At 41.8% G+C, this 402-nt stretch carries 1 protein-coding gene; it reads left to right on the top strand.

Annotated elements, in window-relative coordinates:
- Positions 1–402: TCP-1/cpn60 chaperonin family protein (locus J7R05_RS08675; protein ID WP_281388241.1), on the top strand; the 402-nt coding region annotated here is incomplete at both ends.

The raw sequence follows: 402 nt of genomic DNA, 5'->3' as shown, positions 1-402 counted from the left end.
AATTGTCTAATTTACAATCTCTTCTTCCTGTGCTTGAAGCTGTTGTTCAGTCTGGTAAACCACTTCTCTTTATCGCTGAGGATGTGGATGGTGAAGCTTTGGCAACGCTTGTTGTCAACAAGGTGCGTGGTGGGTTGAAAATCGGTGCTGTGAAAGCTTCAGGCTTTGCTGCTCGTCGTAAAGCAATGCTTGAAGATATTGCAATTTTGACATCGGGTCAGGTTATTTCCGAAGATGTGGGCATTAAGCTTGAAAATGTCACTTTGGATATGCTTGGACGCGCTAAGAAAGTCAATATTTCTAAAGAAAATACGACGATTATTGATGGTGCTGGACAAAAAGCTGAGATTAGTGCTCGCGTCAATCAGATTAAAGCACAGATCGAAGAAACAACTTCTGACT

This window comes from Bartonella capreoli, assembly GCF_902813205.1.
GTDB lineage: Bacteria > Pseudomonadota > Alphaproteobacteria > Rhizobiales > Rhizobiaceae > Bartonella > Bartonella schoenbuchensis.
Note: the sequence above shows the minus strand (reverse complement) of the source record. Positions and strands in the feature narration are given on the sequence as shown.